This window comes from Microbacterium sp. (assembly GCF_041641055.1).
Taxonomy (GTDB): domain Bacteria; phylum Actinomycetota; class Actinomycetes; order Actinomycetales; family Microbacteriaceae; genus Microbacterium.
In genome coordinates, this window is sequence record NZ_JBEPZB010000050.1 from 1 (window position 1) to 13,608 (window position 13,608).

Consider the following 13,608-nt stretch of genomic DNA (forward strand, 5'->3'; position numbering starts at 1 on the left):
GCACGGAGCATGCCTCGGGAGGTCGTCGCCTCGATGCCGTCGGTGACGACGCGGCTGCGGGGCTTGATGTCGATGGGCGCGCTGGTGGAGGGATCATGCGAGGACATGACGGAAGTCTATTCCCGCAGAGAGGCGCGCTCGTCCGCGAGCGTCTCCAGAAGCAGAGCGATCTGTTGTGGACTCTCCACACGAAGGGTCGCGGCGCTCTCCCCCGGGCCGACCCTGACGCCCAGATCGTCACCGCTGAGCACGCGCATCGCGTCCTCGTCCGTGACGTCGTCGCCCGCGAAGAGGATCGCGGTCGCGTCGAAGTGCTCGCGGAGGGCGGTCATCGCCGCGTCCTTGCCCTCGGCCCTCGAGGAGAACTCCAGCACGCGGTGGCCGGCGCGGCGACGCCAGTGCGGGAACCGCTCGGCCACCAACGCGTCGATCTCGGCGAACACGGCCTTCTCCACCTCGGGCGCGGCCGTGCGGGTGTGCACGCCCATCCCGAAGGTCTTGGGCTCGAGCTCGGCACCCTCGTATCGATCGATGATCGGACGCGCGGCCTCCCAGAGCTCCTCCCGGGAGCCCTCGGCGGTGCCGGTGGCGTCGGGCTCGGCCGCGCCGACTCCCGGGTACCAGTACTGCGCGCCATGCGAGCCAGCCAGTGCGATCAGAGCATCGTCCGTGTGCTCGGTGATCACACGCAGATCGTCCATGCTGCGCCCTGACACGTACGCCACGACCGTGTCCGGCAGAGCGGAGAGGCGCGCCACCTGCTCGGCCACCTCGGGAAGGGCCCGCGCGGCCATCGGGTCGGGCACGAGCGGTGAGGCCGTGCCGTCGAAGTCGAGGGCGACCACGAGCCTCGGGGTGGCGGCGATCGCGCTCAGCGCTGCGTCTTCGTCTCCGGGCGTCCAGGTGCGGGTCACAGGGTCTCCAATCGAGGCGGGTTCCCCTCCAGTATGGCCGCCTCCGTCAGCGCCGACGGACGTCGTCGAGAGCGCGCAGGAACGACGACGACCATGCGTTCACGTCGTTCTCCAGCACGCGGCGGCGCAGCGAGCGCATCCGCTTGCCCTGCTCCGCGGGGGACATCTCGACCGCAGTCATGATCGCGTCCTTGAGGCCGGCGATGTCGTGGGGGTTCACCCGCACGGCCTGCCGCAGCTCGTCAGCCGCTCCGGTGAACTCGCTGAGCACGAGCACGCCGCGATTGTCCGCGCGCGTCGCCACGTACTCCTTCGCGACGAGGTTCATGCCGTCCCGCAGTGCGGTGACCAGCATGACGTCGGCGGCGAGGTAGAGCGCGACCATCTCCTCGCGCGGATACCCCTGGTGCAGGTACCGGATCGCGGTGTGCCCCATCGTGTCGTGGTCGCCGTTGATGCGCCCCACCGCGAGCTCGATCTCGTCGCGCAGATGGACGTATGCGTCGACCCGCTCACGGCTCGGGCTGGCGACCTGCACGAGGGTGACGTCGTCGACGTTCAGTCGGCCGTCCTCGAGCAGTTCGCCGTACGCCTTGATTCGGTGCCGGATGCCCTTGGTGTAGTCGAGCCGGTCGACACCCAGCAGGATCTTCTTGGGGTTGCCCAGGCTGGCCCGGATCTCCGCGGCCCGCGCCCTGACCTCGGGGCGGGCTGCGAGCTCGAGGTAGGGAGCGGTGTCGATCGAGATCGGGAACGCTCGCGCCACCGCGGTGCGGGTGCCGTCTGCGGTCGGGACCGTCACCGAAGAGCCCTTGACCTCGTGCCGCAGGCGGCGGCGGACGGCGGTGAGGAAGTAGGTGGCATCCTGCGCGCGCTGGAAGCCGATGACGTCGGCACCGAGGAGCCCCTTGAGCACCTGATCCCGCCAGGGCAACTGCGCGTACAGGCCGTGAGCGGGGAACGGGATGTGGTGGAAGTAGCCGATGGTCACATCGTCGCGGAGCTCACGGATCATCTGCGGGACCAGTTGCAGCTGATAGTCGTGCACCCAGACCGTGCCGTTCGGGGCGACGACGTCGGCGGCGGCCTCGGCGAAGCGGCGGTTGACCTTGACGTAGGCCTCCCACCATTCGCGGTGGTACTGCGGCGGGGCGATCACGTCGTGGTACAGCGGCCAGATCGTGTCGTTCGCGAAGCCCTCGTAGTAGTCGGCGACCTCTTCACCGCTCAGGGGCACCGGGATCAGGTCGATCCCGTTGATCTCGAAGCGGTCGAGTTCGATGTCGGGCTGGCCCGCCCAGCCGACCCAGGCGCCCCGGGCACTGCGCATCATGGGCTCGAGCGCCGCGACCAGACCGCCGGGCGAGGTGCGCCACTCGTCTTCGCCGTCAGGACCCACGACCCGATCGACGGGGAGTCGGTTGGCGACGACGACGAAATCTGCGAGTGACATGAATGGATGCTCCTGACGCGGCAGTGGGGGGTGCTCCTCAGGCTACAGAAGCTCAGACCGAGGCTACGCGAGGTCGCGCTGTACTCAGCCTCCAGTTGACAAGGCCGGCGGCGAACGCTATCGCCGCCGCGATGATCGGGAGGATCAGCGCGCTCCCGGTGCCCGCGCTCTCGGCGAGCTCTCCCGCGACCGCCGCCCCGAGGGACTGACCGACCACGATGCCCGAGCCCAGCATCGTCATGACGGTCGCCGAGCGCCCGAGCGGGCTGCGCGCCGCACCGAAGCTGTACTGCGTGACCAGGGTCGGGCCGATGCCGACGCCCATGATCGCGAGCGCGATCATCATCGTCGCAGGGCTGTCGACGAGCAGCAGCAGCAGGCTGCCGGCGAGCAGGATGGCCGAGAACGTCAGCCAGCGGGCGCGCAGCGAGAACCGCACGGGCAGCCACGCCACGCCGAGAGCGAGGATCGCCGAGCCGACGCCCATGACGCCGTACAGCAGTCCCGCCTGCTCGGACGCGCCGCGGTCGGCCATGAACGAGGTCAGCGAGGTCAGCATGGTGCCGAAGAACATCCCCACTCCGAGGATCCCGACCACGACGACGAGCACACCGGGCGTGAAGAGCTCGGACACCGCCGACGGCGCACGGCCGTCTCCGTCACGATGCATCGACACCGCACGGGCGCTCGGATGCAGGGCGAAGGCCCCCACGAACACCACCGTCAGAATCGCGGCACCGATCAGCGGCGCCCAGGGCGCGAGCGCGGAGGCCAGGATGCCTACGAGGAAGGGCCCGAAGACGAACACCGTCTCGTCCGCGGCGGATTCGTACGCCATGGTGCCCGAGATCGTGCGCGGACGCATGGATTCCGGCATCCGATCGGTGATCATCGTGACAAGGCGGGAGCGCGACATGGGGGCGACCTGTGGTGCGGTGGCGCCGATGCCGACCGCCGCGAGGAGGACCAGGGCGTCAGCCCCGCCGGCGTACACGACGAACGTGAAGAGCACCAGCATCGCGCCGTTCGCGATCGCCAGCACGAGCAGCACGGTGCGCTGTCCGAACCGATCGGCGGCCGCGCCGAGCAGGGGTCCGAAGCAGGCGGTGCCGAGGCCGACAGCAGCGGATGTGAGCCCACCCAGCGAGAGCGAGCCGCGCGCGGAGACGACGACGGTGAGGACGCCGACGACCATCATCGCGAAGGGAAGCCGGGCGATGAAGGCGATGAGGAAGTACGGGAGGCCGGCGATCCGGAGCAGTCCTGCGCTCTCGGTGGTCGGCGCGGGGACGTGATCGTGTGGCGTGGAGGGTGCGTGTGACATGGCTCTCGCGCGTCCGCGGACGCGGGGTCGGGTGCCGCCGCTGTCCGCCGGAATGCCGACGGCCGGTAGATACACGGATTGCGGCCGCGGACGAGCCGCGACTCCCCCATGATACCGCGTCCCGCCGGGTGCCACCTGGGTGCACTCCGCCCTGACAGAACCCGTGCGGGCTTGTCAAGGCAGGGCGCCGCACGCGCCGCTGCGGGTAGCGTGAGGGCATGAACTACCTCTCGGGTACCGGAATCGTCGGCGCGATCATGACCGGGGTCACTCTTCTGCGTGGCTCCCGCGACACGAAGCTCACGTGGCGCTCGGCACTCGCCTGGCTCAGCTGGGGCATCACTCTCGCCCTCTCCATCGGCGCGGTGATCGACACCCGTCGGGCCAAGCAGGGTCGTCCCGTCTCCCCTGATTCGCCCGTCTACGCGAAGCAGCAGAAGGAGCACGAGAAGGAAGCCAAGAAGCAGTCCAAGGGCATCAAGCCGCTGAAGCGCTGAACGCCCGCGCGGATCGCATCCGGCAGATCGTCAGCGGGCGAGGATCACCGTGTGAGGATCAGCGCGTGAGGATGAGCGCTTCGCCCTGACCGCCGCCGCCGCAGAGTCCGACCGCGGCAGTGCCGCTCCCCCGGCGCGCGAGTTCGTGCGCGGCGTGCACGACGAGTCGTGCTCCGGATGCTCCGATCGGGTGACCGATCGCGATGCCGCCGCCATGGACGTTCACGATGTCGCTCGACAGGCCGAGTTCGACCTGGGAGCGCGCGACGACGGCGCCGAAGGCCTCGTTGATCTCCACGAGATCGAGATCGGCAGGGGCGATGCCCTGCTTCTCGCAGGCCCGTTCGATCGCCCGCGCGGGTTGCGCCTGCAGCGAGTTGTCGGGCCCCGCTGTCTGTCCGCTCGCGCCGACGGTGACCAGCACCGGCCAGCCGTGCGCGAGCGCCGTGCCGCGGCTCGTCACCACGACAGCCGACGCGCCGTCGGAGATCTGCGATGAATTCCCCGCCGTGATCGACCCGCCCTCCGCGAAGGCCGCACGCAGACCGCCGAGGGATTCGACGGTGGTGTCGGGTCGGATGCCCTCGTCTGCTCGCACCTCGACGGGCTCGCCCCGTCGCTGCGGCACCAGGACAGGGACGATCTCGGCATCGAAGACGCCGGCGGCCTGCGCGGCCGCGGCCCGCTGGTGAGAGAGTGCGGCGACCTCATCCTGGTCCGCCCTCGTGAGCTCGTATCGAGCGTTGTGGCGCTCGGTCGACGCTCCCATGCTCTCTCGGTCGTATGCGTCGGTGAGCCCGTCGTAGGCCATGTGATCGAGAACCTCGACGCTGCCGTACGTCCAGCCGTCACGCGACCCCATCAGCAGGTGCGGCGCGCGCGTCATCGATTCCATTCCGGCCGCCACCACGACCTCGGCGTCGCCGGTGCGGATCATCCTGGCGGCGTCGATGATCGCGGTCAGCCCCGAGAGGCAGACCTTGTTCACCGAGTGCGCGGGCACGTCCCATCCGATCCCCGCGCCGATCGCCGCCTGTCTGGCGGCATTCTGACCGGACCCTGCGGCGAGCACCTGGCCCACGATCACCGCATCGACGACCGCGGGATCCACGGGTCCCTGCTCGAGCGCGCCGCGGATGGCGAAGGCTCCGAGCTGCGGAGCCGTGAAGCCGGCCAGCTGTCCCTTGAGACGGCCCTGCGGCGTACGTGCAGCGGCGACGATGACGATGTCCTGGTCGGTGGGCTGGTGTGTGATGCTCATCTCGCGATCCTCGCTTCGGTCGTCCATCAGTTCTGCAGTGCGTCGGAGACGATCAGTGGCGGTTCGGTCGCCGCCACGATCTGGTCGATGCTGGCCCCGGGCGCCACCTCGACGAGCACGAGCCCCTGGTCCGTCACATCGATCACAGCCAGATCGGTGATGATCCGGTCGACGACACCTCTGCCCGTGAGGGGCAGCGAGCACTCGTCGACGATCTTCGCCGAGCCGTCCTTGGCCACGTGCTCCATGAGCACGATCACCCGCGCGGCTCCGTGCACGAGATCCATGGCGCCACCCGGCCCCTTGACCATCTTGCCGGGGATCATCCAGTTCGCGAGGTCGCCGGCCGCGGAGACCTGCATGGCACCGAGGATCGCGGCGTCGATCTTGCCGCCCCTGATCATGCCGAAGCTGGTCGCGGAGTCGAAGAACGCGGCGCCCGGCAGGACGGTGACCGTCTCCTTGCCCGCGTTGATCAGGTCCGGATCCACGGCGTCCTCGTGCGGATACGGTCCGACGCCCAGGATGCCGTTCTCGGACTGGAGCACCACCGTCACGCCGGCCGGCACGTGATTCGGAACGAGCGTCGGCAGTCCGATCCCGAGGTTGACGTACGAGCCGTCCTGCAGCTCGGCCGCCGCGCGTGCCGCCATCTGGTCACGGGTGAGCGCCATATCAGGCTCCTTCCGCGGCGACGGTGCGCCGTTCGATGCGCTTGGGTGCGTCGGCGCCGACCTCGACGACCCGGTGCACGAAGACACCGGGCAGGTGGATCCGGTCGGGGTCGAGGTCTCCCGGTTCCACCAGGTGCTCGACCTGGGCGATGCAGATGCGGCCGGCCATCGCGGCGAGCGGATTGAAGTTGCGAGCGGCCTTGTTGAAGACGAGGTTGCCGTGCCGGTCCCCTGCAAGGGCATGCACGAGTGCGAAGTCGGTGGTGATGGCCTCCTCCAGCACGTACTCGCGTGCGTCGTCGCCGAGCCCGAAGGCGCGCACGTCTTTGGCGGGTGACCCCACGGCCACGGTGCCGTCGGGGTGGTACCGCTGCGGCAGTCCTCCCTCGGCCACCTGCGTGCCGACACCGGTCTGCGTGTAGAACGCGGCGATGCCCGAGCCGCCGGCCCGGAGCTTCTCGGCCAGCGTCCCCTGCGGAGTCAGTTCCAGCTCGAGTTCGCCGGAGAGGAACTGACGCTCGAACTCCTTGTTCTCCCCGACGTACGACGAGGTCATCCTGCGGATCCGACCGGCTGCGAGCAGGATCCCCAGCCCCCAGTCGTCCACGCCGCAGTTGTTGCTCACGATGCGGAGTCCGCTGGTCCCCTGCGCGAGCAGTGCCTCGATCAGCGCGGTCGGATTTCCGGAGAGTCCGAAACCTCCGACTGCGAGTGACGAGCCGTCCGAGATGTCGGCGACCGCTTCGGCAGCCGATGCCCATTGCTTGTCGATCACGTGCTCTCCTTCGAACGATGCTCTCTCCAGCATCCGCCCTGAACGCGCGAGCGCGAAGGACGCGCTTGCGATGTGGACACTCCTCCCCGTAGCGTCCACATCATGGAATCCACTCGCCCGTCGGTGCCAGGCGCTCAGGCGATCGCCCGCGCAGCGGCGCTCCTTCGCCTCGTGACCGCCAGCGGCGCGGACGGAGCGGCACTGCACGACCTCGCCCGTTCGGCCGATCTGTCGCGCTCCACCGTCCATCGCCTCCTGTCAGCCCTGCGGGCAGAAGGGCTGGTCGACAGGGACGCCGACACCGCGCGCTGGATGCCGGGACCGGAGCTCTTCCTCATGGGGTCAGTGGCGGCGGCGCGATATGACGTCACGGCCCTCGCGCGCGACATCGTCCGCTCCCTCGCAGTCAAGACGGAGGAGAGCGCCTTCCTCTCCGTGCGTCGAGCCGACGAGACGGTCTGCCTCCTCCGCGAGGAGGGTGCCTTCCCCATCCGCTCCTTCGTGCTCAGCGAGGGTGTGCGCTTCCCGCTGGGAGTGGCGAGTGCCGGGCTCGCGATCCTCGCCTTCCTCCCTGACCACGATGTGGACGCCTATCTCTCGCGGCATCCCGAGCTGGAGTCCCAGTGGGGACGGGCGCATGCGAACGGCCCGCTGCGAGAACGGCTCGCCGAGACGAAGGAGCGCGGGTACGCCGTGAACCCCGGGCTGATCGTCGAAGGGAGCTGGGGGCTGGGTGCCGCCGTCTTCGATCGGTCGGGGCGTCCGGAATGGGCGCTGAGCCTCACGGGAGTCGGCTTCCGCTTCGGCCCCGACCGCATCGCCGACCTCGGGCGGACGCTGCTCGCCCATGCGCATCAGCTGTCCGCGCGGATTGCCAACGCTCGACGCTGAGGCTCTTTTCATACCATCGGGTATATACTCGGTGGTATGAAAAGACCGGACGTCATCCCCTCCCTCGTGCTCTCGGGGTACGCACTCGGCCGCATCGCCGCACAGGACGCCGGCAACGACGCCCCTGCCGCGCAGTGGCGCGTGCTCAGCCTGCTCGAGCAGTCGGGTCCGAAGCGCGTCGGCGAACTCGCCGCGGCAGCGCGGACCACCCAGCCCGGGATGACTCGTCTGATCGGCGTGCTGGAGCGCGACGGCCTCGTCCGCCGCTCTCCGGTCGCAGAGGACTCGCGGGCGATCGCCGTCGACATCACCGACGCGGGCGCCGGCGCGCTGAGCGCATGGCGCAGCGAGTTCCGGGACACCCTCGCCCCCCGATTCGCCGATCTCGATGACGACGACTGGAGCATCCTCACCCGCGCAGCCGAGATCCTCGCCGCGCGCACCACCCCCGACTCGACAGGAGCATCAGAGTGAACACCCCCGCCCCCTCCGTCTGGAGGCAGCCGGCCCAGGTCTGGGCCGTCGCCTTCGCGTGCGTCGTCGCATTCATGGGAATCGGGCTGGTCGACCCGATCCTCCCCGCGATCGCCGACTCGCTGCAGGCGAGTCCGTTCGAGACCGAGCTGCTCTTCACGAGCTATCTCGCGGTGACTGGGCTCGCGATGCTGGTCACGAGCTGGATCTCGAGCCGCATCGGCGCGAAGAAGACCCTTCTCATCGGTCTCGCGCTCATCGTCGTCTTCGCGCTCCTGTGCGCACTCAGCGGCAGCGTCGACGCGGTGATCGGCTTCCGTGCCGGCTGGGGCCTCGGCAATGCGCTGTTCATCTCGACGGCGTTGGCGACGATCGTCGGTGCAGCCTCGGGTGGCAGCGCCGCGGCGATCATCCTGTACGAGGCAGCCCTCGGCCTCGGCATCGCGATCGGTCCGCTGCTCGGCGGGCTGCTGGGCGAGCAGAGCTGGCGCGCACCTTTCTTCGGCGTCGTGGTGCTCATGGCGATCGCCTTCCTCGCCGTCCTCGTGCTCCTGCGCGGACCGGAGGAGAAGCGCACGCCGGTACCCTTCTCGGCGCCGTTCACCGCGCTCCGTCGGCCCGCGCTCGCAGTGCTCGCCGTGGCCGCGTTCTTCTACAACATCGGCTTCTTCATCCTGCTCGCGTTCTCGCCGTTCCCCCTCGGCTTCGGCGCGATGGGCATCGGCTTCACGTTCTTCGGGTGGGGCCTGGCGCTGGCGGTCACGAGCGTGTGGGTCGCTCCCCTCCTGATGCGTCGGATGTCGCGCACCAGAGTCATCCTCACCGTCCTCCCGCTTCTCGCCGTCGACCTCATCGTCGCCGGGCTCCTCGTCGATTCCGCCGCGGCGCTCGTCGTGTGCATCGTCGTCGGCGGGTTGCTGCTCGGCATCATGAACACCGTGCTCACCGAGGCCGTGATGGAGGCCACCGACCTGCCGCGCTCGGTCGCCTCCTCCGCGTACTCCTCCGTCCGGTTCCTCGGCGGAGCGATCGCCCCGCCGCTGGCGGCCGCTCTGTGGCACGCTTTCTCCGCCACCGTGCCGTATCTGGTCGCGGCGGTCGCCGTGCTCGTGGCGGCGCTGACGGTCTTCCTCGGTCGCCGCGTGCTCTCGCACATCGACGATGAGCCCGATGACGCCGCCGTGGAGGACGCCGAGGCGATCCTGCTGGGCGACGCCGCCTGATTCGCCCGCCTGCTGCGTTCGGTAGCGTGGAGGCCATGGGCGCCCTTCCCGAACGCAGCAGGCCGGTGCAGCGGGATCTCGACGCGGCCGGCGTCGAGACCTCGATCCGCGTCCTCCCGGACTCCGCACGCACAGCGCAGGCAGCCGCCTCTGCGATCGGATGCGAGGTCGCGGCGATCGCGAACAGCCTCGTGTTCGTGGCCGACGGATCTCCTGTCCTGATCATGACGAGCGGTGGCCATCGCGTCGACGTCGAGGTGCTGGCGCGCGGGATCGGGGCGACCTCCGTGTCGATGGCTCCCGCGTCCGTCGTCCGGGAGGCCACAGGTCAGGCCATCGGCGGCGTGGCGCCCGTCGGGCATCCTGCACCGCTGCGCACCTACCTCGACGAGTCGCTCGCGGCCCACGACGAGATCTGGGCGGCCGCCGGGCATCCGCACACCGTGATGCCGCTGACGTTCGAGGCGCTGCAGCGACTGACGCGCGGAACCGTGATCCCGGTCGCCTGAGGGCTACTTCACCGTCACCGTGATCTCGGCGCTCTCCTGATCGTCCGCGTCTTCGGGAACAGCGCCACGGAAGCGGTACTCGAAGCGGATGACCGTCGTGCCGTCGCCCTCCGGCGCGAATCGATACGAGACCTCGCTCGGGGCCCCGGTCTCACCGTCTTCGCCGAGGTAGCGTGAGCGCTGCTCGCCCGGCTCGAGGACCGACGGGTCCGGCTCGTTCGTGATCACCCACTCCTCGCCGACCGTCGCGTTGACCTCGCCGAAGTCGACGACGAGGCTCTCGCCGGGCGCGAGTGTCACGGACGAGGTCGTGTGCTCGACGACCTTCTCGCTCGCCCCGGAGCAGCCGGTCAGTCCCAGCGCGAACAGCGCGGCGATCGCCCCCGCTGCGCACGCTCTCTGCAGTACTCGCATCACCACATCCCCCAAGCGTTTGCATCAAACTAGCGCACTGCAGCCGGCAGGCGCGGCAACGCCGCGGACGTGAAAAAGCCCCGATGACTGGCGAGAGTCATCGAGGCTGATCCGTGCACCCCCTCGGACTTGAACCGAGAACCCACTGATTAAGAGTCAGTTGCTCTGCCGATTGAGCTAGAGGTGCGTGGCCCGGGGAATCCCCCGGCCGAGGAATTACATTACCAGCCGATCGCCGCGGTGCGAAATCGAGCCGCGGTCGACGCGACAGCCGCGCGTGTCGCCCCATGTCAAGCCCTCGCAGGGTCCGACGCGGGGACCGTTATCCTGAGGAGGTGACCGCCTCCCCCCGCGCCGATCAGCTCTCGCTCGACCTCGAACTCGCCCTGCGACTCGCGGACGCGGCTGACGCGCAGTCCCTCCCCCGCTTCGACAGCCCCGACCTCGAGGTGTCGACGAAGGCGGACAGGTCGCACGTCACCGACGCGGACCTCGCGACGGAACGTGCGATCCGCGAGATCCTGACCGCCGAGCGCCCCGCCGACGGTATCTTCGGCGAGGAGTTCGGAGCCGAGGGCAGCACGCATCGGCAGTGGATCATCGACCCGATCGACGGGACCGCGAACTTCCTGCGCGGAGTGCCGCTCTGGGGCACCATGATCGCCCTCGCCGTCGACGGCGTCCCTCAGGTGGGCGTGGTCAGCATGCCGGCACTCGGACGTCGGTGGTGGGCGTCCGCGGGGGCCGGCGCGTGGACGGCGACGGATGCCGAGCCCCGCCGCATCCGAACATCCTCCGTCTCGACCCTCGACGAGGCGAGCGTGAGCTTCCAGAGCATCACCCAGTGGGCGGAGTCGGGCCACCTCGAGCAACTCCTGACCCTCGCGGATCGGGTCTGGCGCGACCGCGCGTACGGCGACATCTACGCCTACATGCTCCTCGCCGAGGGGCGCCTGGAGATGGTGGCGGAGTTCGGCGTCAAGGAGTACGACGTCGCCGCAGCCGTGCCGATCGTCCGCGAGGCGGGTGGGCGCATGACCGGTTTCGACGGAGCGGAGACGATCTCCGACCTCTCGACACTGGCCAGCAACGGCGTGCTCCACGACGCCTTCCTCGAACTGCTGCACGACTGATCCCCGACGAAGGCCCGCGACGATGAACCGCTTCACCTCTGCCGCTCTCGGCGCTCTGCTGCTCGCCGTCGCCCTCACGTCGTGCTCCGGCGCGCCGGAGACTGCCGCCTCCCCCACGCCTCAGGCTCCGAAGCCCTCGCCGACCGCCTCCGCGGAGCCGGCGTCTACGCCCACGCCGACCGCCGCTGCTGAGCCCGCCTGCGACACGATCGTGTCGGCCGGCACGGTCCAGGTCCTCACGGACCAGGGATGGACGTTCGAGGAGAAGGAGTTCGTGGTCGGCGGCGTGACCCTCGATCAGGGCCTGCTGTGCTTCTGGGCCGACTACACCGTCGCCTCCGACCACGGCCAGCTGTACGGCTGGTCCGAGATCAGTGCCGAGGATGCGGCGACCGCGCAGGCTGCGCTGCTGAAGGAGGGCTGGACGCGCGAGGACGGCTCAGATGGCGTGTACATCACCGAGAACCCGCAGTTCGCCATGGGCGTCGACGAGGACGGCTACGGCATGACGTACCTGTTCGGCGACGGCTGGGTGAAGTTCGCCGACACCCGACAGGGCCTGATCCTCATCGAGTGGGCCGGCTGAGCGCCCGCGCCGCCCGCGTCACTCGATCGGCGCGTCGATGACCTCGTCGACCAGCATGATCCCCCCGGTGGAGTTCACCGACTGCATGAGGTCTTCGATCCACCGCGAGTTGAGCTGAGGCTGCTCGGGCTCGTCGAAGCTGAAGCGCAGCGGGATGGACGGGTGGATCCAGATCGTCGACCGACCGCCGGGTTCTCCCTCGGTGTGCTGCCACGACAGGGTGAAGCTCTCCTGCCGACGGAGTTTGGTCGCGATGACGATCTTCAGGTGCGCGAGGGCGCGATCCTCGATGTGGATCGGCACATCAGGCGCACCGTAGAACAGCGTTGCCATGCCCCCAGAATACTGGTCTGCGTGCACACGTCCAGAACGGCGACGCCTCGTGTCGCCGTGTATCGTCGCTCGCATGAGCGATCCCCTCACGGACATCGCGGCTGACCTCTACACCGGCTCGCTGGACGACTTCGTGAGCGCCCGGAAAGAGCGCGCCGCCGCGGCGGACGACCGCGAACTCGCCACCCGGATCCGGGCGCTGCGCAAGCCCTCGGTCGCGGCCTGGGTCGTGAACGTCTTCGCCCGGGAACGAGCCGCTCAACTGGGCGAGGCGCTGCAGCTGGCTCAGGAGCTGCGCGAGGCGCAGGACGATCTGGACGCCCGGGCTCTGTCGCAGTTGGGCCGTGACCGACGAGCCCTCACCCGACGGCTCGCAGCGACCGCCGTGGAGCTGGCCGAGGCGCGGGGCGAGCGCGTCACGGCCTCGACCCAGGACGCCGTGCAGCAGACGATCACCGCCGCATTCTTCGACCCGGATGCCGCGGCGGCCGTCGCCTCCGGGCGGCTCATCCGAGAGCTCGAGCCGTCCGGCACCTTCGCCGACATCGTCGACACCCTGGTGGGCGGTGGCGCCCCCGCTCCGCCCGACCTTCCCGACGCGCCCGTCGACGAGGTGACGGCTCGCCGGGAGCGCCGGCAGCGGGAGCGCGCGCTGAGGGATGCTGAGCAGATCCTCCACCGTGCCGAGCGCGAGGCCGCCGCCACGGACCGCACTCTCCGCGATGCCTCGCTGAAGGTCGACGAGCTCGCCCGGCGAGAGCGCGAACTCGAGAAGGAGCTGGAGTCCGTCCGTCGGGACGCCGACCACGCACGGGCCGACGCCGCGGAGGCAGGCGGACGGCAGGCGGAGCTCGCCCAGCGCGTGGCGGACGCCGAGGACGCTGTGCAGGAGGCACAGCGCGCGCTCGAAGGCGATCAGCGCAGCTGACCCCGCCCGAATCTCGAGGTGCCCGGACACGGAAGAACCCCGAGGTCAGCGCATGCGCACGACCTCGGGGTTCTCACTCCTGTGACAGCGACCTGGTGGAGCTGGGGGGAATCGAACCCCCGTCCAACGCTGAGTCTCCACGCCTTCTCCGGGCGCAGTCTGTGAAGACGTTCTGCTCGGCTCCGACCTTTGTCACAGACACCTAAGTCGACGAGCCCA

At 69.6% G+C, this 13,608-nt stretch carries 16 protein-coding genes, 1 tRNA gene and 1 other RNA gene; 8 read left to right on the forward strand and 10 right to left on the reverse strand.

Annotated features, from left to right (window positions below):
• Positions 1 to 116 precede the first annotated feature (116 nt).
• The 3 genes from otsB to ACESK8_RS17395 are packed head-to-tail and all read right to left on the reverse strand — an operon-like array spanning position 117 to position 3,691.
• The gene (otsB, locus tag ACESK8_RS17385; RefSeq protein ID WP_372969755.1) at positions 117 to 914 is read right to left on the reverse strand and encodes a trehalose-phosphatase; all 798 of its coding nucleotides are present in this window, start codon (positions 912 to 914) and stop codon (positions 117 to 119) included.
• 46 nt (positions 915 to 960) lie between these two features.
• Entirely contained in the window at positions 961 to 2,367 is a 1,407-nt protein-coding gene (locus ACESK8_RS17390; RefSeq protein WP_372969756.1) for a trehalose-6-phosphate synthase, read from the reverse strand.
• 52 nt (positions 2,368 to 2,419) lie between these two features.
• Positions 2,420 to 3,691 carry an MFS transporter gene (locus tag ACESK8_RS17395; RefSeq protein ID WP_372969757.1) on the reverse strand — a complete coding sequence of 424 codons (1,272 nt, stop codon included), beginning with the start codon at positions 3,689 to 3,691 and terminating at the stop codon, positions 2,420 to 2,422.
• 218 nt (positions 3,692 to 3,909) lie between these two features.
• Here ACESK8_RS17395 and ACESK8_RS17400 point away from each other — a divergent pair, with 218 nt between their 5' ends.
• Entirely contained in the window at positions 3,910 to 4,188 is a 279-nt protein-coding gene (locus ACESK8_RS17400) for a hypothetical protein (protein ID WP_060925784.1), read from the forward strand.
• A gap of 58 nt (positions 4,189 to 4,246) precedes the next feature.
• On the opposite strand, the gene ACESK8_RS17405 is transcribed toward ACESK8_RS17400, so the two are convergent.
• Genes ACESK8_RS17405 through ACESK8_RS17415 form a run of 3 tightly spaced genes read right to left on the reverse strand, consistent with a single transcriptional unit; the run spans position 4,247 to position 6,898 of the window.
• The gene (locus ACESK8_RS17405; protein ID WP_372969758.1) at positions 4,247 to 5,449 is read right to left on the reverse strand and encodes an acetyl-CoA C-acetyltransferase; all 1,203 of its coding nucleotides are present in this window, start codon (positions 5,447 to 5,449) and stop codon (positions 4,247 to 4,249) included.
• 26 nt (positions 5,450 to 5,475) lie between these two features.
• Positions 5,476 to 6,123 carry a CoA transferase subunit B gene (locus ACESK8_RS17410; protein WP_372969759.1) on the reverse strand — a complete coding sequence of 216 codons (648 nt, stop codon included), beginning with the start codon at positions 6,121 to 6,123 and terminating at the stop codon, positions 5,476 to 5,478.
• Between the two features lies 1 nt (position 6,124).
• Positions 6,125 to 6,898, reverse strand: coding sequence for a CoA transferase subunit A (locus ACESK8_RS17415; protein WP_372969760.1), 774 nt, complete (start codon positions 6,896 to 6,898; stop codon positions 6,125 to 6,127).
• 102 nt (positions 6,899 to 7,000) lie between these two features.
• Between ACESK8_RS17415 and ACESK8_RS17420 the strand changes: the two genes are divergently transcribed.
• From ACESK8_RS17420 to ACESK8_RS17435, 4 genes are read left to right on the forward strand one after another with little or no spacing between them, the layout of a single operon-like run.
• The gene (locus tag ACESK8_RS17420) at positions 7,001 to 7,789 is read left to right on the forward strand and encodes an IclR family transcriptional regulator (RefSeq protein WP_372969761.1); all 789 of its coding nucleotides are present in this window, start codon (positions 7,001 to 7,003) and stop codon (positions 7,787 to 7,789) included.
• A 36-nt stretch (positions 7,790 to 7,825) separates the two neighbouring features.
• Positions 7,826 to 8,263 carry a MarR family winged helix-turn-helix transcriptional regulator gene (locus ACESK8_RS17425; RefSeq protein WP_372969762.1) on the forward strand — a complete coding sequence of 146 codons (438 nt, stop codon included), beginning with the start codon at positions 7,826 to 7,828 and terminating at the stop codon, positions 8,261 to 8,263.
• Positions 8,260 to 9,486: an MFS transporter gene (locus ACESK8_RS17430; RefSeq protein ID WP_372969763.1), complete on the forward strand. Its 1,227-nt coding sequence runs from the start codon at positions 8,260 to 8,262 to the stop codon at positions 9,484 to 9,486. The genes ACESK8_RS17425 and ACESK8_RS17430 overlap by 4 nt, the downstream gene beginning before the upstream one ends.
• 35 nt (positions 9,487 to 9,521) lie before the next feature.
• Entirely contained in the window at positions 9,522 to 9,995 is a 474-nt protein-coding gene (locus tag ACESK8_RS17435) for a YbaK/EbsC family protein (protein WP_372969764.1), read from the forward strand.
• 3 nt (positions 9,996 to 9,998) lie between these two features.
• Here the strand turns inward: ACESK8_RS17435 and ACESK8_RS17440 are convergent, their stop codons facing one another.
• Both ACESK8_RS17440 and ACESK8_RS17445 read right to left on the reverse strand, forming a co-directional pair.
• On the reverse strand, positions 9,999 to 10,409 hold the full coding sequence (locus ACESK8_RS17440; protein ID WP_372969765.1) for a hypothetical protein: 411 nt from the start codon (positions 10,407 to 10,409) through the stop codon (positions 9,999 to 10,001).
• Positions 10,410 to 10,523: 114 nt separating this feature from the next.
• A tRNA-Lys gene (locus ACESK8_RS17445) sits at positions 10,524 to 10,596 on the reverse strand.
• A 148-nt stretch (positions 10,597 to 10,744) separates the two neighbouring features.
• Between ACESK8_RS17445 and ACESK8_RS17450 the strand changes: the two genes are divergently transcribed.
• Both ACESK8_RS17450 and ACESK8_RS17455 read left to right on the forward strand, forming a co-directional pair.
• The gene (locus tag ACESK8_RS17450; RefSeq protein ID WP_372969766.1) at positions 10,745 to 11,542 is read left to right on the forward strand and encodes an inositol monophosphatase; all 798 of its coding nucleotides are present in this window, start codon (positions 10,745 to 10,747) and stop codon (positions 11,540 to 11,542) included.
• Positions 11,543 to 11,564: 22 nt separating this feature from the next.
• The gene (locus tag ACESK8_RS17455; protein ID WP_372969767.1) at positions 11,565 to 12,128 is read left to right on the forward strand and encodes a hypothetical protein; all 564 of its coding nucleotides are present in this window, start codon (positions 11,565 to 11,567) and stop codon (positions 12,126 to 12,128) included.
• A gap of 18 nt (positions 12,129 to 12,146) precedes the next feature.
• Here ACESK8_RS17455 and ACESK8_RS17460 read toward each other — a convergent pair whose 3' ends face one another.
• On the reverse strand, positions 12,147 to 12,461 hold the full coding sequence (locus ACESK8_RS17460; RefSeq protein ID WP_372969768.1) for a hypothetical protein: 315 nt from the start codon (positions 12,459 to 12,461) through the stop codon (positions 12,147 to 12,149).
• A gap of 73 nt (positions 12,462 to 12,534) precedes the next feature.
• Between ACESK8_RS17460 and ACESK8_RS17465 the strand changes: the two genes are divergently transcribed.
• Positions 12,535 to 13,389, forward strand: coding sequence for a transposase (locus ACESK8_RS17465; protein WP_372969769.1), 855 nt, complete (start codon positions 12,535 to 12,537; stop codon positions 13,387 to 13,389).
• Positions 13,390 to 13,482: 93 nt separating this feature from the next.
• On the opposite strand, the gene ssrA is transcribed toward ACESK8_RS17465, so the two are convergent.
• Positions 13,483 to 13,608: a transfer-messenger RNA gene (ssrA, locus tag ACESK8_RS17470) on the reverse strand; the annotation flags it as partial.

Bases quoted from the DNA above. Each gene is read 5' to 3' on its own strand.
- ACESK8_RS17420 (WP_372969761.1), top strand. From the start codon at position 7,001: ATGGAATCCACTCGCCCGTCGGTGCCAGGCGCTCAGGCGATCGCCCGC.
- ACESK8_RS17440 (WP_372969765.1), bottom strand. From the start codon at position 10,409: ATGCGAGTACTGCAGAGAGCGTGCGCAGCGGGGGCGATCGCCGCGCTG.
- ACESK8_RS17390 (WP_372969756.1), bottom strand. From the start codon at position 2,367: ATGTCACTCGCAGATTTCGTCGTCGTCGCCAACCGACTCCCCGTCGAT.
- ACESK8_RS17425 (WP_372969762.1), top strand. From the start codon at position 7,826: ATGAAAAGACCGGACGTCATCCCCTCCCTCGTGCTCTCGGGGTACGCA.
- ACESK8_RS17400 (WP_060925784.1), top strand. From the start codon at position 3,910: ATGAACTACCTCTCGGGTACCGGAATCGTCGGCGCGATCATGACCGGG.
- ACESK8_RS17405 (WP_372969758.1), bottom strand. From the start codon at position 5,449: ATGAGCATCACACACCAGCCCACCGACCAGGACATCGTCATCGTCGCC.
- ACESK8_RS17465 (WP_372969769.1), top strand. From the start codon at position 12,535: ATGAGCGATCCCCTCACGGACATCGCGGCTGACCTCTACACCGGCTCG.
- ACESK8_RS17460 (WP_372969768.1), bottom strand. From the start codon at position 12,461: ATGGCAACGCTGTTCTACGGTGCGCCTGATGTGCCGATCCACATCGAG.
- ACESK8_RS17395 (WP_372969757.1), bottom strand. From the start codon at position 3,691: ATGTCACACGCACCCTCCACGCCACACGATCACGTCCCCGCGCCGACC.
- ACESK8_RS17455 (WP_372969767.1), top strand. From the start codon at position 11,565: ATGAACCGCTTCACCTCTGCCGCTCTCGGCGCTCTGCTGCTCGCCGTC.
- ACESK8_RS17435 (WP_372969764.1), top strand. From the start codon at position 9,522: ATGGGCGCCCTTCCCGAACGCAGCAGGCCGGTGCAGCGGGATCTCGAC.
- ACESK8_RS17410 (WP_372969759.1), bottom strand. From the start codon at position 6,123: ATGGCGCTCACCCGTGACCAGATGGCGGCACGCGCGGCGGCCGAGCTG.